Source organism: Kitasatospora sp. NPDC041988, assembly GCF_055588525.1.
On the sequence record NZ_JBVJCO010000007.1, the window covers coordinates 148,652 to 167,917 of the forward strand.

Below are 19,266 nucleotides of genomic sequence, written 5' to 3' on the forward strand. Positions count from 1 at the left end.
GCCGAGTTCTTCGTCATCAGCCCGCGTGAGGCTATCGCCACCCCCCCCCCCCCCCCCCCCCCCCCCCACCCCCCCCCCCCCCCCACCCCCCCCCCCTCCCCCCCCCCCCCCCCCCCCCTCCGGGCTTTTCTGGGAGCTGCCTGAAAGGAATCTGTCCTTTACGGCCGCATTGCATTCGAACTCATGTTTCGCAAACGAATCTCCCAGCAATTTGGCCGGACCGTAAAGTTGACCCCACATGTCATTTCGGTATGGGATATCGAATCGGCCCCGTCCGACCAGCCGCTCGGCACGAAGGCCCCCGGGCCACCGCCATGGGCCGGGATCCCCTCCCGAAGGGCCACCGCATGCCTGTCCTCACCCGGCTCGTCCTGCCGCATGCCGACCCCCGGGCGGGCGACGGCCTGCCGCCCGGCGACGAGGACGCCACCTTCGGCCTGCTGCGCGCCCGCTGGACCGCCCGCGGTCTCGAACTCACCGGCTTCGCCCGCCCCCACGACCTGGACACCGCCCGCCCCGGCTCCGCCTGGACCTGGCTCACCCTGCACCGCGACGAGGACGAGCCGCCCGTCCACCTGCGGTCCAGACCCCGCCGGCTGCCCGAGGTCACCGACGACAGCGCCCAGCCCGACCACAACCACGACTGGTCGGGCTTCACCGCCCTGATCGAGCCGCGCCGGCTGCGCCGCGGCCAGGAGTGGCTGCTCGGCGACTGGCGGATCGGGGCCACCCTCCTCACCCGCCCCCGCCCGGCCCGGCTGCGCCGCCAGTACGGCGCGCTCGCCCCGCACTGGTGCGGCTCCGGCGAGTACCCGCCCGCCCGCTGGGTCGACCACGACGTCCGCCTCCAGCCGCACTTCGCCGACGGCCGGCTGCGGCTGCGGCTCGAACGCCCCGGCGTCCGGCTCACCCACGCCGCCCCCGACCCGGACGGCCTCGACCTGCGCGGCACCGCCGACCAGTGCCCGGCCGGCACCGTCCTGCGGTTGCGCCACCGGGAGAGCGACGCCGTCCAGCTGCGCCCGGTCGCCCGCACCGGCAACACCTTCGCCGTCCACCTGCCGTACCGGCCGTTCACCGCCGACGGCTGCGGCACCGGCGACCTGGAGCACTGGGACGCCGACCTGCTGCGCCCGGACGGCTCCGCCGAGCAGCTCACCCTGGACGAGCGCGGCGGCCCGGTCGCCGGCCAGCACCTGCTGCCCGGGCCGCACGACCGGGCGCTCTACCTCAAGCACCTGGCCGACGGCCGGCTCCAGCTCTGCGTCCAGCCCGCCGCCGGCTACGTCGAGCGGATCGCGGTCCGGGCGGAGGGCTTCGAACTCACCGGCCGCTGCCCCGGCGCCGGGCCGCTCGAACTCGTGCTGCGCCACGGCGGCACCGCCGGCGAGGTCCGCCACCCGGTCGAGCACGGCGACGACGGCCGCTTCCGGATCCGGCTTCCCGCCACCCGCACCGGCTCCGACGGCGCCGCCCTGCCGCTGCGCAAGGGCATCTGGGAGGCCACGCTGCGGCCGGCCGGCCGCAGCGGCCCGCAGCGCCCGCTGATCGCCGCCCCCGCCGTCCTGCCGGCCCTGCCAGCCGCCACCCGGGCCGGCGGCAAGCGGATCCTGCTCCAGCGCCGCTGGCACGACACCCTGCTGGTGGACTCCACGCCGGTGCTCACCGCCACCGAGCGCAGCGCCTGGGCACAGGCCCGCCAGCTCACCGCCGGCTACCCCGCCGCCCGCCGCGAGCCGCTGCGCGAGGCCGTGCTGTACGACGTCTTCGGCGGCCGCGGCTACTCCGACTCGCCGCGCGCCGTGCATGCCGAACTCGCCCGCCGCGGCACCCCGTTGGAACACCTCTGGGTGGTCGACGACGCCCAGGCCGAACTGCCCGCCGGGATCCGCGCGGTACGGATCTGGAGCCCCGAGTGGTACCGGGCACTGGCCACCAGCCGCTACCTGGTCGGCAACACGCACCTCCCGGACTTCCTGGAGCGCCGCCCCGGCCAGGTGGTCGTGCAGACCTGGCACGGCTCGCTGCTCAAGCGGATCGCCCACGACGTCGACAACCCGTGGCTGGCCGACCACGGCTACCTGGAGGCGCTCGACCGGGAGACCCCGCAGTGGAGCCTGCTGCTCTCCCCCAGCGCCTTCGCCACCCCGATCCTGCGCCGGGCCTTCCGCTACGACGGCGAGATCCTGGAGGCCGGCTACCCGCGCGGCGACGTACTGGCCCGGCCGGACGCCGGGCACGCCGCGGCCGTCCGCCGCCGGCTCGGCATCCCCGACGGCAGGCGGGTCGTGCTGTACGCCCCGACCTGGCGCGAGGACCAGCAGCGCGCCAACGGCGACGGCTTCCGACTGGACCTGCGGATCGACCTCGGCCACGCCCGGCGCGTCCTCGGCCACGACCACGTGCTGCTGGTCCGCCCGCACGTGCACGTCCGCGAGCCGCTGGCCGGCGCCGGCGACGGCTTCCTGTACGACTGCGGCGACTACCCCGACGTGCAGGAGCTGCTGCTGATCGCGGACGTGCTGGTCACCGACTACTCGTCGATCATGTTCGACTTCGCGATCACCGGCCGCCCGGTGCTCTTCTTCACCTACGACCTGGAGCACTACCGCGACACCCTGCGCGGCTTCTACTTCGACTTCGAGTCGCAGGCCCCCGGGCCGCTCGTCCCCACCTCACCCGCACTGCTCGCCACGCTGCGCGGCCTCGCCGACAGCGGTGCCGCGCTGCCCGCCGGGTACGAGGAGCGCTACCGCCGGTTCCGGGCCACGCACTGCGGGCTGGACGACGGGGGCGCCGCCCGCCGGGTGGTCGACCGGATGCTCGGACTCGGCGGCGGGGGCTGAACCCGCGTCAGGAGAAGGCGTAGGCCCGCCAGGGCCGCCAGACCTCGTCGGCGTCGAACCGGGAGAGGCTGAAGCCCGGCACCGTGAAGGCCGCCCGGAAGCCCCGGGCCTGCTCGTACGCCTGGTCCAGCACGTCCTCCGGCAGGCCGTGCGCCACCGTGACGTGCGGGTGGTACGGGAAGGCCAGCTCCCGGGCCAGCGGGCCGGAGCGGACGTCCGCCTCCAGCAGCCGGCACTCCTGCGCGCCCTCCTCGACCCGGACGAAGACCACCGGGGAGACCGGGCGGAAGGTGCCGCTGCCCCGCAGCAGCATCCGGAACGGCCGGTGCTCGCCGGCCACCGACGCCAGGTGCTCCTCGATCTTCGGCAGCTCCGCGGCCGCCACCTCGGTCGGCGGCAGCAGGGTGACGTGCGTGGGTATCGACCGGGCCAGCGGATCGCCGTGCCCGGCCCGCGCGTCCTGGATCGCCGAGCCGTACGGATCCGGGACGCTCACGGACACGCCGATGGTGACGACCTCCGGGAGGTCGCCACCATCGGGCCGGCTCGTCAGCTGCGTCACCGCTTGGCGGCCGGAAGGAAGCCGATCCGGTCGTACACCGTCTCCAGCGTCTGCGACGCCACCTCCCGGGCCTTCTCGGCGCCGATCGCCAGGAGGCGGTCCAGCTCGGCCGGGTCGTCCAGGAAGGTGTTGGTGCGCTGCTGGAACGGCGTCACCCACTCGGTGAACAGCTCGGCCAGCTCGGTCTTCAGGGCGCCGTACATCTTGCCCTCGAAGTGCGCGACCAGCTGCTCGATCGACTGGCCGCTGAGCGCGGAGTGGATCCGCAGCAGGTTGGAGACGCCGGCCTTCTCCTCCTCGTCGTAGGAGACGACGGTGCCGGTGTCGGTGACGGCGCTCTTGAACTTCTTGGCGCTCACCTTCGGCTCGTCGAGCAGGTTCACCAGACCCTTGGCCGAGGAGGCCGACTTGCTCATCTTGGCGCCCGGGTCCTGGAGGTCCTGGATCTTCGCCGTCCCCTTGAGGATGTACGGCTTCGGGACCGTGAAGGTCGGGCTGTAGCGGGTGTTGAAGCGCTCCGCGAGGTCGCGGGTGAGCTCCACGTGCTGGCGCTGGTCCTCGCCGACCGGGACGGCATCCGCCTGGTAGAGCAGGATGTCGGCGATCTGGAGGATCGGATAGGTGAACAGGCCGACCGAGGTGCCGGCGCTGCCCTGCTTGGCCGACTTGTCCTTGAACTGGGTCATCCGGGAGGCCTCGCCGAAGCCGGTGAGGCAGTTCATCACCCAGCCGAGCTGCGCGTGCTCGGGCACGTGGGACTGGATGAACAGCGTGCAGTGCTCCGGGTCCAGGCCGGCGCCGAGCAGCTGGGCGGCGGAGATCCGGGTGTTCTGGCGCAGCGTCGCCGGGTCCTGCTCGACGGTGATCGCGTGCAGGTCGACGACCATGTAGAAGGCGTCGTTCTCCTTCTGCAGGTCGACCCACTGGCGGACCGCGCCGAGGTAGTTGCCGAGGTGGAACGAGCCGGAGGTGGGCTGGATGCCGGAGAGAACCCGGGGACGGTCCTTGACCGGACCAGTGACCGCTGCGTTGACCATGCGGGCCATTGTTCCAGTTCCAGCGACCGGTCAGGAAACGTCTGCGCCTGGAGGTTCCGCCAGTGTGACCGCACTCACCCTGACCCGGGCGATCCGCCGGCCCTCCAGCTTGGCCACCGTCAGCCGGACCTCCTCCGCACCCACCGGGATCCTGACCTGGTCACCGTCGGCCGGCAGCCGGCCCAGCGCGGCGACCAGGCAGCCGGCCACCGTCTCGTACGGACCCTCGGGCAGGGTGACGCCGGTCTCCTCGGTGAAGTCGCCGAGGTTCAGCAGGCCGTCCAGCTCCATGCCGCCGCCGGCCAGCTGCCGGGTGGTGCTGGGCTCCTGGGAGTCGTACTCGTCGCGGATCTCGCCGATCACCTCCTCGACCAGGTCCTCGAGGGTGACGATGCCGGCGGTGCCGCCGTACTCGTCGACCACGATCGCCAGGTGGTGGCCCTCCCGGCGCATCTCGCCCATCGCCTCCAGCACCCGCTTGGTGCCGGGCAGCAGCTTGACCGGCCGGGCCAGGTCGCGGACCTTCGCGGCCTGCTCGCCGCGGGCCCCGTACAGGTCGCGGACGTGGACGAAGCCGGTCACCGCGTCGTAGCTGCCCTCGACCACCGGGTAGCGCGAGTGCGGCGAGGAGCTCGCCTGCTCGCGGACCTCGGCGAGCGGGCGCTCGGCGTCCAGGAAGGTCACCTCGGTGCGCGGGACCATCACCTCGCGCAGCTGGCGCTCCCCGGCGGAGAACACGTCGGCGATCAACGCCCGTTCATCGCTGCCGAGTTCGGTGTTGGCGGCGACCAGCCCGCGCAGCTCCTCGGAGCTCATCGAACCGCGCCCGGCGGCCGGGTCCCCGCCGAACAGGCGGACCATCAGGTTGGTGGAGTGCCCGAGCAGCCAGATCACCGGGCGCAGCACCACCGACATCACGTCCACCACCGGGGCGGCCAGCAGCGCGATGGAGTCGGCCCGCTGCAGGCCGATCCGCTTGGGGGTGAGCTCGCCGAGCACCAGCGAGACGTAGCTGATCATCAGGGTCAGCCCGACCAGCGAGACCGCGTCGGCGACGCCCTCGGAGAGCCCTGCCCGGACGAACACCGGGGCCAGCTTGCCCGCCAGGGTGTCCGCTCCGAAGGCCGCGGACAGGAAACCCATGCAGGTCACCCCGACCTGGACGGCGGCCAGGAACCGGTTCGGGTCGGCCGCCAGGTGCGCCGCCCGGGCGGCCCGCCGGGTACCGCGTGCCTCCAGCGACCGGATCTGGCCCTCGCGCAGCGAGATCAGCGAGATCTCGGCGACGTTGAACAGGCCGCCCAGCATGATGAAGACGAGAACGAGCGCCGCGTCCTCGATGGTTTCGCTCACGGGGGGTCATCCTAGGACCGTCCGGCACCTGGTGGGCGCTCGAAGCGCGGCCCACCAGGTGCCGGACGGTCGAAGCGCGGCCCGCCGCCTCCTGGGGAGACGGCGGGCCGTGTGCGTCGGCGTGGCTTCGCTCAGATCAGGCCGAGGGCCTGGACGGCGTCGCGCTCCTCGACCAGCTCGTTGACCGAGGCGTCGATGCGGCCGCGGGAGAAGTCGGAGATCTCCAGGCCCTGGACGATCTCGAACTTGCCGTCCTTGGTGGTGACCGGGAAGGAGGAGATCAGGCCGGCCGGGACGCCGTAGGAGCCGTCGGAGACGACGCCCATGGAGGTCCAGTCGCCCTCGGCGGTGCCGTTGACCCAGGTGTGGACGTGGTCGATGGCGGCGTTGGCGGCCGAGGCGGCCGAGGAGGCGCCACGGGCCTCGATGATCGCCGCGCCGCGCTTGGCGACGGTCGGGATGAAGTCGCCCTCCAGCCAGGCCTGGTCGGCGCCGACGGCCTCGAAGGCCGGCTTGCCGGCGATCTCGGCCTGGAAGATGTCCGGGTACTGGGTGGCCGAGTGGTTGCCCCAGATGGTGACGCGCTTGATGTCGGACACGGCGGCGCCGGTCTTCAGGGCCAGCTGGCCGAGGGCGCGGTTGTGGTCCAGGCGGGTCATCGCGGTGAAGCGCTCGGCCGGGACGTCCGGCGCGTTGCGCTGGGCGATCAGGGCGTTGGTGTTGGCCGGGTTGCCGACGACCAGGACCTTGATGTCGTCCGCGGCGTGGTCGTTGATGGCCTTGCCCTGCGGGCCGAAGATGCCGCCGTTGGCCTGCAGCAGGTCGCCGCGCTCCATGCCCGCGGTGCGCGGACGGGCGCCGACCAGCAGTGCGACGTTGGCGCCGTCGAAGGCCTCGTTGGCGTTGTCGGTGATCGTGATGTCGCGCAGCAGCGGGAACGCGCAGTCGACGAGCTCCATCGCGGTGCCCTCGGCGGCCTTGACGCCCTGCGGGATCTCCAGGAGGCGCAGGTTCACCGGCACGTCGGCGCCGAGCAGGTGGCCCGAGGCGATGCGGAAGAGCAGCGCGTAGCCGATCTGGCCGGCCGCTCCGGTGATGGTGACGTTGACGGGGGTGCGGGTCATTTCTACCTTCTCCAGCAAATCGCCAGGTGCCCCAGGCACACCGGCGCACTGGAGCCGAGGACGGTCTCTCGACATCGAGAGACCCGCGTCAGGTTATCGCAAAGCGAAGCGTACGCCGCGTGTGCGGTCATGGCTGATAGGTCACAGCCGACGGCCCCCGCCCGGAGTCTCCAGGCGGGGGCCGTCGGGGCCGGTCGGGCGCGGCGCGGCTGTCAGCGGCGCGGACGGCCGATCAGCTGGCCGATGTTGTCGAGCAGCGGCATCTCCAGCCACGGGTTGGGCTGGGCCACCAGGGTCAGCAGCACGATCGAGAGGCCCAGGAAGGACAGCACGATCACGTCGGTGAACCGGCTGCGCACCGCCAGCATGCCGACCTCGGGCAGGACCAGCCGGAGCAGGGCGCCGAGCAGCACGCCGCCGCCGAGGATCAGCAGCCCGTACTTGAAGCCGTCCTTGAAGTCGGCGAACCAGGTCACGGCGAGCCCGGCCCCGACCACCAGCAGGACCAGCGTTATCGGCCACTGGCGCACCGGCAGGGCGTGCTCACGCCCCAGCGCCGCGGCCGACCCCTCGGGGGGCAGGGTGCCGGTGGTCTTGACCGGCCTGCGCCGAGACCTCACCGGTCGATTGCTCATGGCTCGCCGTCCCTCTGGTGTCAGATGCCGGCGCGGCGCTCGGCCGCCTCGACGATGTTGTTCAGCAGCATGGCGCGGGTCATCGGACCGACGCCGCCGGGGTTCGGGGAGATCCAGCCGGCCACCTCGGCCACGCCGGGGTGCACGTCGCCGACGATCTTGCCCTCGCTGCGGCTGACGCCGACGTCCAGGACGGCCGCGCCGGCCTTGATGTCCTCCGGCTTGACCAGGTGCGGCACGCCCGCGGCGGCCACGACGATGTCGGCCTTGCGCAGGTGGTAGCCGAGGTCACGGGTGCCGGTGTGGCAGAGGGTGACGGTGGCGTTCTCGCTGCGCCGGGTGAGCAGCAGGCCGATCGAACGGCCGACGGTGACACCGCGGCCGATCACGACCACCTCGGCGCCGTCGATCTCGACGTCGTGGCGGCGCAGCAGCTCGACGATGCCGAGCGGGGTGCACGGCAGCGGGCCCTGGATGCCCAGCGCGAGGCGGCCGAGCGAGGTGGGGTGCAGGCCGTCGGCGTCCTTGTCCGGGTCCATCAGCTCCAGGACCGGGTTCTGGTCGAGGCCCTTGGGCAGCGGGAGCTGGACGATGTAGCCGGTGCAGGCCGGGTCGGCGTTGAGCTCGCGGACGACGTTCTCGACGTCCTCCTGGGTGGCGGTGGCGGGCAGTTCGCGCTGGATCGAGGCGATGCCGACCTCGGCGCAGTCCTTGTGCTTGCCGTTGACGTACCAGCGGCTGCCCGGGTCGTCGCCGACCAGGACGGTGCCGAGGCCGGGCGTGACGCCCTTCGCCTTGAGGGCCGCCACGCGGGCGGCGAGTTCGGACTTGATCGCGGCCGCGGTGGCCTTGCCATCGAGAATCTGGGCAGTCATGACCCCATTCTCCCGGATCGCGGCAACCTGCCGCGCCAGCCCCGGTGCCCGCCGCCGCGCTCCCCACCGCAACGGCTGCCGCAACGGCCGCCGTCCGATACGGAACGTGCGGGTCACGTTGCGGTTGCGCCACAGTCCCGCCCGGTGCGCGGCCGCGGCTGGACAGCACCGGGCCGTCCGGTTGACGATGAGCGGGCATTCCCTGCCGCCTCCGGCCCGGTGACGGGCCGACGGACACACCGGCGGGGGCGTACCCGGGGGAAGAACAGAGTGAGCCGACCACACCACGCCGTGCCGCCAGACCGCCACGGCCGCATGTTGCCAGGACCGCAGCCGTCGATGTTCCCGTTCACGCCGTCGCCCCGACTCCCACCGTCCTCACGGTCCTGAGCCGCGACGGCGGGCGCCCGAATCCGCGCGCCCCCGATGTCACCGCGCTCCGCTATCGTCCCGTCCGTCCGGCGGGCCCTCCCCCGCCGGTCCGGTCCGGGTCCTCGGCTGTCCCGTCCCCTGTCCCCACATCCTGCCCGGAGGCATCGATGAGTTACCCGCCCGACCCGAACAACCCGTACGGCCAGCCGCAGCAGCCCGGTTACGGCTACCCGCAGCAGGCCCCGGGCTACGGCTACCCCCAGCAGCCCCCGGCCCCGGGCTACGGCGTGCCGCAGCAGCAGGCGTACGGCTACGCGCCGATGCCGGGCACCATCCAGGCGAACAACGGCTACATCAACATCGCCCAGCTGGGCACGGTGAAGATCGCCACCATGGGGCAGCGGTTCGCCGCCCGGCTGATCGACGGCCTGTTCTTCGGCGCGCTCTACGCCGTCTTCACGCTGTTCGGCGTCGTCGGCGCGATGGGCGTCGCCAAGGACCAGCAGGACTGCAGCTCGAAGTTCGAATACGGCTCGTCCTACACCGGCTCCAACTCGGCCTACTACGACTGCGTGCACCAGAACTCGCAGGCCGCGACCGGCTGGTTCGTCACGTTGATGGTGATGTTCGGCCTGTTCATGGCGGTCGGCCTGCTCTACGAGTGGCTGCTGGTGGCCTTCACGGGCGCGACGCTCGGCAAGTTCGCCATGGGCCTGCGGGTCGTCAAGGAGAACACCGGCCAGAACCCCGGCGTGGGCGGCGGCTTCATCCGCTTCATCATCCCGAGCGTCGGCTCGCTGCTGTGCGGCATCGGCCAGCTGCTGGTCTACCTGTCCCCGTTCTTCGACAACACCGGGAAGCTGCAGGGCTGGCACGACCGTGCCGCCGGCACCGTGGTGGTCAAGAAGTAACGCACCGGACGCAGCAGAGCGGCCCGGCTCCCCACGAGGGGGAGCCGGGCCGCTCCGTCTGTCACACCGTCATCAGTGGAAGAAGTGACGGGTGCCGGTGAGGTACATGGTCACGCCGGCCTCGGCCGCGGCCGCGATCACCTCTTCGTCGCGGATCGAACCGCCGGGCTGGACGATGGCCTTGACGCCGGCGGCGATCAGGATCGCCGGCCCGTCCGCGAACGGGAAGAACGCGTCGGAGGCCGCGTACGAGCCCTTGGCCCGCTCGCCGGCCCGCTCGACCGCGAGCTTGCAGGAGTCGACCCGGTTGACCTGACCCATGCCGACGCCGACCGAGGCACCGTCCTTGGCCAGCAGGATCGCGTTGGACTTGACGGCCCGGCAGGCCCGCCAGGCGAAGGCCAGCTCGGCCAGCTCGGCCTCGGTGAGCGCCTCACCGGTGGCCAGCGTCCAGGTCGACGGGTCGTCGCCCTCGGCGTGCACCCGGTCGGTCTCCTGGAGCAGCACGCCGCCGGAGATCGGGCGCACCTCCTGGCGGTTGGCCGGCGCCTCGGGAGCGACCAGCACGCGCAGGTTCTTCTTGCGGGCGAGCACCTCGACGGCGCCCTCCTCGTAACCCGGGGCCACCACGACCTCGGTGAAGATCGGGGCGATCTGCTCGGCCAGCTCGACGGTGACCGGGCGGTTGACCGCGATCACGCCGCCGTACGCGGAGACCGGGTCGCACTCGTGCGCCTTGCGGTGCGCCTCGGCGACGTCCGCGCCGGTCGCGATGCCGCACGGGTTGGCGTGCTTGATGATCGCGACGGCCGGCTCGGCGTGGTCGTACGCGGCGCGGCGGGCGGCATCGGTGTCGACGTAGTTGTTGTACGACATCTCCTTGCCGTGCAGCTGCTCGGCGCCGGCCAGGCCACCGCTGCCGTCCGTGTACAGCGCGGCGCCCTGGTGCGGGTTCTCGCCGTAGCGCAGCACGTTCTGCCGCTCCCAGGTGGCGCCGAGGAACTCGGGGAATCGCTCGTCGCTGGGCGCGTAGCCGGCCTCGAACCAGGAGGCGACCGCGACGTCGTACGCGGCGGTGTGCGCGAACGCGGCGCCGGCCAGGCGCTTGCGGGTGGCCAGGTCGAAGCCACCCTCCTGAACGGCCTTCAGCACGTCGCCGTAGCGGGCCGGGTCGACCACGACGGCGACCGACGGGTGGTTCTTGGCGGCGGCGCGGACCATGCTCGGGCCGCCGATGTCGATCTGCTCGACGCACTCGTCCGGGGTGGCGCCGGAGGCGACGGTGGCCTTGAACGGGTAGAGGTTCACGACGACCAGGTCGAAGGGCTCGACGCCCAGCTCGGCCAGCTGTGCGCGGTGCGACTCCAGGCGCAGGTCGGCGAGAACGCCGGCGTGCACGCGGGGGTGCAGCGTCTTCACGCGGCCGTCCAGGCACTCCGGGAAGCCGGTCAGCTCGGAGACCTCGGTCACCGGCACGCCGGCGGCGGCGATCCGGCCGGCGGTGGAGCCGGTGGAGACGATGGAGACCCCGGCGGCGTGCAGGCCCTGGGCCAGCTCCTCCAGACCGGTCTTGTCGTACACGCTGATCAGCGCGCGACGGATCGGACGGACGTTCTCGGAGACAGGGGGGGTGGTGGAGCTGGCACTCATGCCGGGATCCATACCTTTCGGTCCTCGATGCGGTGACCTTCGCGGGCCAGCCGGCCCACGATGTCGACGAGCAGCTTGCGCTCGACAGTCTTGATGCGCTCGTGCAGCGCTTCGCCGCCATCGGCGTGATCGGCGTCGGCGACCTCGACGACGCCCTGCGCGATGATCGGCCCGGTGTCCACACCGGCGTCGACCAGGTGGACGGTGCAGCCGGTGACCTTCACCCCGTACGCGAGCGCGTCGGTGACGCCGTGGGCGCCGGGGAAGGCGGGCAGCAGTGCGGGGTGGGTGTTGACGATCCGCCCGGCGAAGGCCTCGATGAAGCCGGGGCCGAGGATCTTCATGAAGCCGGCCGTGACCACGAGGTCCGGCTCGTACGCGGCGACGGAGGCGGTCAGCGCGCCGTCCCAGCCGGCCCGGTCGGGGAAGTCCTTCACCCGGTGCACGAAGACCGGCAGGCCGGCGCGCTCGGCGCGCTCCAGGCCGGCGATCCCGTCGCGGTCGGCACCGACGGCGACGATCTCGGCGCCGAAGGCCGGGTCGGCGGCGGCGTCGATCAGCGCCTGCAGGTTGGTGCCGGAGCCGGAGACCAGCACCACCAGGCGGGCCGGTCCGGGCGTGCGGGGTGGGAAGAGCTGAGCGGGGGCGGCGGCCACTGCGCGATTCTCCGTAGGTCGGGGCGCCGCCCGCTGGTACGTCCACCGGTGGTGGGGCCACTACGAACGGCAGGTCGAGCAAGGGGGAACATCAGGAGAACCCGCCGCGACGCGGGCCCCGGGAACCTCTGTGAGCTGCTGACCGTCACCACGATAACGGCAGGTCGGACGGCCTCCGAAACGGCCCGGTGGCGCTACGCGCGTAGTTGAGACGGGGATCTCCTCGGCCCGCCGGCACCGGCACCCGGGCGGGTACCCCGGTCGCAGGGCCTGTCCTCAAACGCCCGCCGTCCGCCCGAAGGGTGCCCGCGGGCGGCTGCGGGATCATAGGGTGGCGCGGGCGTCCGCCCCACCGACCGAGAAGGAATGGCTGAACCATGAGCAGCGGTGACGACACCGGCGAGCGCAACCCCTTCGCGCCGCCGCCGGCGGATGCCCCGGACCAGCCGTGGCGGCCGCGAAACCCCGGGCCCGCCGATGGCTCGGACACGCCGGACGGTGACGGCGGCCCGGACGAGCGTCCGCAGGTCCCCCCGCCGCACCCGTGGAGCCCCGGCTACCAGGGCGGCGGCTGGCACCCCCGGCCGCCGGCCCCGCAACCGCCCAAGCTCGACCCGAGCGACCCGGCGCAGCGCAAGGCCCGCAACGCGGCCCTGGCCGGCATGGCCTCGCTGGTCTGCGCGTTCGCCGCGCTGCACTACGTCGCCCTGTTCGTCGGCGCGCTCGCCATCGTCTGGGGCGTCGGCGCGATGCGCACCCCCAAGCCGGCCGGGACCTCCGCCACGGCACCCGCCGCCGCCACCGAGGCCGGCGCACCCAACCCGCTCACCCCGGCGGCGCTCGCCGGGGTCCTCACCGGTGCGATGACCTTGGTCTTCGTCTCCTCGGTGATCGGGCTCAGCCTGTACTACAACGACTACGTCACATGCGTCCGGGACTCGCTCACCACCACCGGTGCGGACAACTGCGACCGGCTGGCGCCGAAGTGGTACGTGGACATCACGACCAAGAACGAGTAGCCGCCCCCGGCCGGTGGGGCGGTCACTCCCCGGAACCGGGGGCGGAGCCGGTGCCGTCGGTGTCGTCGGTGTCGTCGGTGCCGGGGGCGGAGCCGGTGCCGTCGGTGTCGTCGGTGTCGTCCGTTCCGCCTGCCCCGTCCGCGGGCGCACCCAGCCGTAGCACCACCGCGTAGGCGCGGGCCCGCAGCAGCAGCGCGGCCCGGCGCGTGTGGCCGGCGAGCGCGGTGCCGGCCCCGGCGGCCTTCCCCCGGTCCTCGGTGCCACCCCGGCCTTCGGTGACGCGGCCGTCCGGGGTGACACCGCCGTCCACGGTGACGCCTTGGTGCGCGGTGACGCCGCCGTCCGCGGTGCCACCCTCGTACGCGGTGACGCGGCCGTCCGCGGTGCCGCCCCGGCCGGTGGGCCGGGCCGACGCCCCGCCCAAGACCCCGCCCCACGCCCAGCCGAGTGCTCGGGCCCGCACCAGCAGCGCGCCCGGCACCGCCACCGCCGCGACCCACCCCGCCGCCGCCAGGCCCGTCCACCACGGCACCGGCCCCAACTGCGCCATCCGCCCGCCCGCCAGCGCGCCGCCGGACAGCCAGCCGAGCACCCCGGCCGCCACCCCGGTCAGCAGCGCCGCCGCCAGCACGGCGACACCCGTCGCCACCGGGTGCCACGGGGCGCCCGCCCCGAAGGGCCGGCCGGCCGGGGCCTGAGCGTCCGTACGGCTCGCGCCGTCCGCCGCCGCCCGGCCCAGCAGCAGGGCCGGGACCACCCCGGCCAGCGCAGGCAGCAGACAGGCCGTTAGCCGCCAGCCACCCGCACCCGGCTCCGCCACCAGCGCGAACAGCGGGAACTCCGGCACCGGCCCCAGCACCGTCCCGGCCGGCGCCACCACCGTCCCCGCCCCCACCGCGAACCCCGGTCCCAGCGCGTACGCCGCGCCCCAGAGCACCGCGTTCGGCAGCAGCGCCACACTCAGCAGCAGCAGCCCGGCCACCGCGGCCGGGCCACGGCCGAGCGCCGCCATCGCCTGACCGGTGCCGTCCACCGCGTCCAGCCCCGCCGCCACGGCCAGCACCGCCGCGCCCGCCGCGACCAGCCCCGCCCCGGCCGCCAGCGCCGCCGTCCGGACAACCGCCGCTCCGCCGTCGGGCCGGGCCCAGGCCGGCACCCGGTCCAGCGCCCGCCACCAGGACACCGGCCGGTGCACCCCCGGCTGTCCGGGGCCGCCCCCCGCGCGGCGCGCCGTCCGGGCACCGGCCGCCGTCGCGGCCGCGGCCAGCACCGTCACCACCAGCACGTCCGGCAGCACCCGCGCGCGGAACAGCCCGGCGCCCGAACAGTGCGCCACCACCGCCACCGCCACCCCGCAGTAGCCGCACCACACCGCCGACGGGCCGCTCCAGCGCGGCCGCGGACCACGCCGGGCCGCCACCCGGGCGCCCGCCCGGTACAGCTGCCCCACCGCCAGCAGGCCGAGCAGCAGCGGGGTGACGGTCAGCGGGGCGTCCGCGGCGCCGCGCAGCACCGGCGCGCCGTGCCCGAGCAGCCAGAGCACACCTGCCAGCCGGACGGCGCCGGCCGCACCGTCGTCCGCGTACGGGGTCATCACCCAGAGCCCGAGCACCGGCACCGCGACCACCGCCAGGCCGAGCAGCGCCGTCCGCACCCCGGTGAGCACGTCGGCCAGGACGGGCCTGCCGCCCAGCTCCCGCGGCACTTCCACGATCGGACGGCCCATCAGCTGCGTCATGCGCCTCATGGTGCCAAGGCGACTCGCCATGCTCCGTGAAGCGGCAAACCGCCGTCGTGTCCCAGATTATTGGCTTATGCGCATTTTCAGACCCTGCCCTCTCGCCGCCCCCACTCCGGCTCGGAGCGTCTGATGGCCACGCCGCCGACCGCCGAGCGCCCCACCGGTGCCCCCACGACCGACGAACCCACGACCGACGAACCCACGCCGCAGGGCCGTTCCGGAAAGGGCCGGGCCGGACGCGGCCGGGCCGCCAAGCACACGAAGGCGACGCGGACCGAGGCGGCCGACGGCCCCTCCGTCAGCCAGGAGGAGGTGGCCCGGTTGCTCCGGCAGCTGACATCGCGTGAAGCCCAAGCCCTGGCCCACCTCGCGGCCGGCCGGGACCTCGCCGAGTCCGCGGCCGCGCTCGGTGTCACCCCGGCCGCCGCGCGCACCTACCAGCACCGCGCCATGCGCAAGCTCGGCACACGAACCCGCACCGAGATCGCCGCCTTCGCCACCCTGCTGAGCCCCGCTCAGACCGCCCCCGAGGCGGGCCGTGCGATTCCCGGTACGCCGGCTCGCGAGCGGGGCCCTGCGCCGAAGGCCCCGACTCCGACCCCGGCCCCCGCTCCGGCCCCCGCCCCCGCCCCCGCCGACCGCCGCCGGGCCGAGCAGGAGCGGAAGAAGCCGGCTCCGTCGCACGGTCAGCCGAATACCCCGGCCCCGGCACCCGCGGCTGTCCCCGACGGCCGCCGCTCCCCCCGACCCGGGACGCCGGCCCTGCCGGCCGGGCGGCCGAGGGGTACCGAGGAGACCCCCGGCCGCCGCCACACCCCGCAGCGCGAGAAGCCGGCCCCGCTCAACGGCCACCCGAGAGCCGCCGACGCAGCGCCCAGCGCCGCGCCCCCCGCTGTCGGACCGCGCCGGACGGGCCAGGCCCCCTCCGAGGCGCCCGCCGACCGCCGTCCGCCACAGGGCGGGAAGCCGGCCCCGCTCAACGGCCACCGGAAGGCCCCCGGTCCAACGCTCGCGCCAACGCCCGGTCCGACGTCCGATCCCACGCCCGCGCCGGCCCGTGGGCGCGGGACCCCTGCCGGCGGGCCGCAGCGCACGGACCGCAGCCGGCCCCGGACCGGGCCCACCCCCCGGCAGGAGGCCCGCCCGGAGACCGCCCCCGCAGCCACCGCCCCCACCTTCGAAGAGCTGTACGAGACCGCCCACACCCGCCTCGTGCAGCAGGTCTTCCTCCTCACCGCGTGCAAGCACCGCGCCGTGCACTGCGTCCAGCGGGCGTTCGGCGAGGCGCGGCGGCAGTGGGGCGAGGTGGCCGCCGGGCCCGACCCGGAGGGCTGGGTGCGGGCGCGGGCCTGTGAGGCGGCGCTGTCACCGTGGCATCGGGGCGGCCCGCGCCGGGCGCACGCCTGGCGGCTGCCGCACCGCCGGATCAAGGTCCGCCCGGCCGACGAGTCGCAGGCGGTGCTCCCGGACCACGACCGGCTGACCGACCGGGACCGCGCGCTGCTCAAGGCGCTCAAGCGCCTCTCCCGCCCGCAGCGCCGGGCCCTGATCCTGCACGACGGTCTCGGGCTGCCCGCCGCCGCGGTGGCCGTCGAGGTGGAGTCGACGGTGGCGGCCGCCGAGGGCCGGGTCTGGGCGGCCCGGACGGCGCTGGCGCAGTGGGTGCCGGAGCTGGCCGGGCCGAACCCTGCGGCGGACGGTTTCGCGGACCGGGTCAGCGGGCTGCTGCACCGGGCGGCGGTCCGCGGCTGCCCGGAGCCGCACCGGCCGCCGGTGCCGGTGCTGCGGGCACGGTACGGGCTGGCCAACGCGACCCGCACGGGGGCGGCGGCGCTGATCACGGTGGCGGTCGCGGGGGCGGTGGTGGCGACGCTGGCCGGCGGCGGACCGAGCGAGCTGTTCCGGCCCGGCGGGGTGCCGCCCGCCCCGGACGTCTGCGCTTCGGCACCGAACGACGCCGTCCCCGCGCCGCCGGACGCCCCGCCGACGGGCATCGCGAGCCTCTGGTGCAGCACCGCCCCGGGCGTCGAGGCGGTCGTGGTCGACCCGCCGCCACCCGGGGCCCGCCCGTGGGAGCTGCCGGCGGCCGGCCGCGCCGCGGAGGCACTGCCCCCGCCCGGTCCGGCCACGACCGGTCCGGTCTCCTGCACCCGCTGGTCCCTGCACCCCTGCGCGACCGACCGCTGAACAGGCCGGGCGCCGACACCCCCGAAAAGGCGAGCGCCCCCGCCCGGAGATCCGGACGGGGGCGCTCGACGAGCGGGTGGCGTCAGCCGATGAGCTCGCGCGCCAGGCGGGCGGTCTCGGACGGCGTCTTGCCGACCTTGACGCCGGCGGCCTCGAGGGCCTCCTTCTTCGCCTGGGCGGTGCCCGAGGAGCCGGAGACGATGGCGCCGGCGTGGCCCATGGTCTTGCCCTCGGGGGCGGTGAAGCCCGCGACGTAGCCGACGACCGGCTTGGTGACGTGCTCGGCGATGTAGGCCGCGGCACGCTCCTCGGCGTCGCCGCCGATCTCACCGATCATGACGATGAGCTCGGTCTCCGGGTCCTCCTGGAACGCCTTGAGGGCGTCGATGTGGGTGGTGCCGATGACCGGGTCACCGCCGATGCCCACGGCCGAGGAGAAGCCGATGTCGCGCAGCTCGTACATGAGCTGGTAGGTCAGGGTGCCGGACTTCGAGACCAGACCGATCTTGCCGGAGGTGGTGATGTCGGCCGGGATGATGCCGGCGTTCGACTGTCCGGGGCTGATCAGGCCGGGGCAGTTCGGGCCGATGATCCGGGTCTTGTTGCCCTTCGAACCGGCGTACGCCCAGAAGGCGGCGGTGTCGTGCACCGGGACGCCCTCGGTGATGACGACGGCCAGGCCGATCTCGGCGTCGATGGCCTCGACGACGGCGTCCTTGGTGAACTTCGGCGGCACGAAGATGACGGTGACGTCGGCACCGGTCTTCTCGATGGCCTCGGCGACGGAGCCGAAGACGGGCACCTCGGTGCCGTCGACGTCGACCGTGGTGCCGGCCTTGCGCGGGTTCACACCGCCGACGATCTGGGTGCCGGAGGCGAGCATGCGGCGGGTGTGCTTCATGCCCTCGGAGCCGGTCATGCCCTGGACGATGACCTTGCTGTCCTTGGTAAGGAAGATAGCCATGGTTAAGTCCCCTTCCTTACTTGGCGTTGGCCAGCTCGGCGGCGCGGTCGGCCGCACCGTCCATGGTGTCCACGCGCTGGACCAGCGGGTGGTTCGCGTCGTCGAGGATCTTGCGACCCAGCTCCGCGTTGTTGCCGTCGAGGCGGACGACGAGCGGCTTGGTGACGGCCTCGCCCTTCGACGAGAGCAGCTCCAGGGCCTGCACGATGCCGTTGGCGACGGCGTCGCACGCGGTGATGCCACCGAAGACGTTGACGAAGACCGACTTGACGTCGGGGTCGCCCAGGATGATCTCCAGGCCGTTGGCCATCACCTCGGCGGAGGCGCCGCCACCGATGTCGAGGAAGTTGGCGGGCTTGACGCCGCCGTGCTTCTCGCCCGCGTAGGCGACCACGTCGAGGGTGCTCATGACGAGACCCGCGCCGTTGCCGATGATGCCGACCTCGCCGTCGAGCTTGACGTAGTTCAGGCCCTTGGCCTTCGCCGCCGCCTCAAGCGGGTTGGCGGCGGCCTTGTCCTCGAGCGCCTCGTGCTCGGGCTGGCGGAACTCGGCGTTCTCGTCCAGGGAGACCTTGCCGTCGAGCGCGATGATCTTGCCGTCGCCGGACTTGATCAGCGGGTTGACCTCGACCAGGAGGGCGTCCTCCTTGATGAAGACGACCCAGAGCTTCTGCAGGACGTCGGCGACCTGGTCCGCGATCTCCGCCGGGAACTTCGCGGCGGCGACGATCTCGGCGGCCTTCTCCGGGGTGCAGCCCTCGTTGGCGTCGACCGGGATCTTGGCGAGCGCGTCGGGGTTCTCCTCGGCGACGACCTCGATCTCCACGCCGCCCTCGACGCTGGCCATGGCCAGGAAGGTGCGGTTGGTGCGGTCCAGCAGGAACGAGACGTAGTACTCGTCCTTGATGTCCGCGGTCTGGGCAAGCATCACCTTGTGAACGGTGTGGCCCTTGATGTCCATGCCGAGGATCGCCTCGGCCTTGGCGACGGCGTCCGCCGGGTCGGCGGCGAGCTTCACGCCACCGGCCTTGCCTCGGCCACCCACCTTCACCTGAGCCTTGACGACGGCGCGGCCGCCGAAGCGCTCCGCGATGGCGGCAGCGTCTGCGGCGGTCTCGATGACATCACCGTCAAGCACGGGCACCCCGTGCTTGGCGAAGAGGTCCCTCGCCTGGTACTCGAACAGGTCCACGTGTTTGTCCTTGTTCGTGGTCGCGGATTGTGTCTCTACGAGCGTGCCACGGCAGGATCTTCGCTGCGGGTCGTCGGGGCGGTGCGGGTACGCAGAAGTACGGCCTTGCGGCCCACACAGCCACGGGCGCACACGTCAATCA

The 19,266-nt window shown here is 73.7% G+C and carries 15 protein-coding genes; 4 read left to right on the top strand and 11 right to left on the bottom strand.

The window, feature by feature from the left end:
* The first annotated feature begins 347 nt into the window (after positions 1–347).
* Positions 348–2,846, top strand: a complete 2,499-nt coding sequence (locus ACZ6NC_RS10080; protein WP_465730894.1) for a CDP-glycerol glycerophosphotransferase family protein — start codon at positions 348–350, stop codon at positions 2,844–2,846.
* 7 nt (positions 2,847–2,853) lie between these two features.
* Here ACZ6NC_RS10080 and ACZ6NC_RS10085 read toward each other — a convergent pair whose 3' ends face one another.
* From ACZ6NC_RS10085 to ACZ6NC_RS10110, 6 genes are all read right to left on the bottom strand, one after another.
* Entirely contained in the window at positions 2,854–3,342 is a 489-nt protein-coding gene (locus tag ACZ6NC_RS10085; RefSeq protein ID WP_465730896.1) for a 2'-5' RNA ligase family protein, read from the bottom strand.
* Between the two features lie 62 nt (positions 3,343–3,404).
* Entirely contained in the window at positions 3,405–4,445 is a 1,041-nt protein-coding gene (trpS, locus tag ACZ6NC_RS10090; protein WP_465730898.1) for a tryptophan--tRNA ligase, read from the bottom strand.
* A 30-nt stretch (positions 4,446–4,475) separates the two neighbouring features.
* Positions 4,476–5,798: a hemolysin family protein gene (locus ACZ6NC_RS10095; RefSeq protein WP_465730900.1), complete on the bottom strand. Its 1,323-nt coding sequence runs from the start codon at positions 5,796–5,798 to the stop codon at positions 4,476–4,478.
* 131 nt (positions 5,799–5,929) lie between these two features.
* Positions 5,930–6,922 carry a malate dehydrogenase gene (locus ACZ6NC_RS10100; RefSeq protein ID WP_465730902.1) on the bottom strand — a complete coding sequence of 331 codons (993 nt, stop codon included), beginning with the start codon at positions 6,920–6,922 and terminating at the stop codon, positions 5,930–5,932.
* 212 nt (positions 6,923–7,134) lie between these two features.
* On the bottom strand, positions 7,135–7,557 hold the full coding sequence (locus tag ACZ6NC_RS10105; protein ID WP_465569407.1) for a DUF3017 domain-containing protein: 423 nt from the start codon (positions 7,555–7,557) through the stop codon (positions 7,135–7,137).
* Between the two features lie 20 nt (positions 7,558–7,577).
* The gene (locus ACZ6NC_RS10110) at positions 7,578–8,432 is read right to left on the bottom strand and encodes a bifunctional methylenetetrahydrofolate dehydrogenase/methenyltetrahydrofolate cyclohydrolase (RefSeq protein WP_465730904.1); all 855 of its coding nucleotides are present in this window, start codon (positions 8,430–8,432) and stop codon (positions 7,578–7,580) included.
* Positions 8,433–8,971: 539 nt separating this feature from the next.
* Between ACZ6NC_RS10110 and ACZ6NC_RS10115 the strand changes: the two genes are divergently transcribed.
* On the top strand, positions 8,972–9,715 hold the full coding sequence (locus ACZ6NC_RS10115; RefSeq protein ID WP_465730906.1) for an RDD family protein: 744 nt from the start codon (positions 8,972–8,974) through the stop codon (positions 9,713–9,715).
* Between the two features lie 72 nt (positions 9,716–9,787).
* Here ACZ6NC_RS10115 and purH read toward each other — a convergent pair whose 3' ends face one another.
* On the bottom strand, positions 9,788–11,365 hold the full coding sequence (gene purH, locus ACZ6NC_RS10120) for a bifunctional phosphoribosylaminoimidazolecarboxamide formyltransferase/IMP cyclohydrolase (RefSeq protein ID WP_465730908.1): 1,578 nt from the start codon (positions 11,363–11,365) through the stop codon (positions 9,788–9,790).
* Positions 11,362–12,021 carry a phosphoribosylglycinamide formyltransferase gene (gene purN, locus ACZ6NC_RS10125; protein WP_465730910.1) on the bottom strand — a complete coding sequence of 220 codons (660 nt, stop codon included), beginning with the start codon at positions 12,019–12,021 and terminating at the stop codon, positions 11,362–11,364. Before purN ends, purH begins: the two co-directional genes overlap by 4 nt.
* 377 nt (positions 12,022–12,398) lie before the next feature.
* Between purN and ACZ6NC_RS10130 the strand changes: the two genes are divergently transcribed.
* Positions 12,399–13,040: a hypothetical protein gene (locus ACZ6NC_RS10130; protein ID WP_465730912.1), complete on the top strand. Its 642-nt coding sequence runs from the start codon at positions 12,399–12,401 to the stop codon at positions 13,038–13,040.
* Positions 13,041–13,062: 22 nt separating this feature from the next.
* Here ACZ6NC_RS10130 and ACZ6NC_RS10135 read toward each other — a convergent pair whose 3' ends face one another.
* Positions 13,063–14,778, bottom strand: a complete 1,716-nt coding sequence (locus ACZ6NC_RS10135) for a cell division protein PerM (protein WP_465730913.1) — start codon at positions 14,776–14,778, stop codon at positions 13,063–13,065.
* Positions 14,779–14,910: 132 nt separating this feature from the next.
* Between ACZ6NC_RS10135 and ACZ6NC_RS10140 the strand changes: the two genes are divergently transcribed.
* On the top strand, positions 14,911–16,968 hold the full coding sequence (locus ACZ6NC_RS10140) for a LuxR C-terminal-related transcriptional regulator (protein WP_465730914.1): 2,058 nt from the start codon (positions 14,911–14,913) through the stop codon (positions 16,966–16,968).
* Positions 16,969–17,050: 82 nt separating this feature from the next.
* On the opposite strand, the gene sucD is transcribed toward ACZ6NC_RS10140, so the two are convergent.
* On the bottom strand, positions 17,051–17,932 hold the full coding sequence (gene sucD / locus ACZ6NC_RS10145; protein WP_396321412.1) for a succinate--CoA ligase subunit alpha: 882 nt from the start codon (positions 17,930–17,932) through the stop codon (positions 17,051–17,053).
* Positions 17,933–17,948: 16 nt separating this feature from the next.
* Complete coding sequence (sucC, locus tag ACZ6NC_RS10150) at positions 17,949–19,124, bottom strand: ADP-forming succinate--CoA ligase subunit beta (protein WP_465730915.1); 1,176 nt, start codon at positions 19,122–19,124, stop codon at positions 17,949–17,951.
* Positions 19,125–19,266 lie beyond the last annotated feature (142 nt).